Consider the following 295-nt stretch of genomic DNA (forward strand, 5'->3'; position numbering starts at 1 on the left):
CAATACCGCCACCGCCAACACCGACACCGGCACGGGTCAGCCGGGCGAAAGCCTCAACACCGCCGCCAGCATCAGCATCGGCAACGATGGTGCCGGCAGCGATCACGTCTACAACAAAGCCTGTCTCTTATACACATCTCCGAGCCCACGAGACATTAACAAGGATCTCGTATGCCGTCTTCGGCTTGAAAAGGGGGGGGGGGGGGGGGGGGGGGGGGGGGGGGGGGGGGGGGGGGGGGGGGGGGGGGGGGGGGGGGGGGGGGGGGGGGGGGGGGGGGGGGGGGGGGGGGGGGGG

1 protein-coding gene is annotated in these 295 nt (G+C 72.5%); it reads left to right on the forward strand.

The window, feature by feature from the left end:
- Window positions 1-295, forward strand: a 295-nt coding sequence (locus JHD64_RS21525; protein ID WP_199055728.1) for a hypothetical protein, incomplete at both ends; no start/stop codon positions are given.

Source organism: Aquitalea sp. ASV15, assembly GCF_016429115.1.
Classification (GTDB): domain Bacteria; phylum Pseudomonadota; class Gammaproteobacteria; order Burkholderiales; family Chromobacteriaceae; genus Aquitalea; species Aquitalea magnusonii.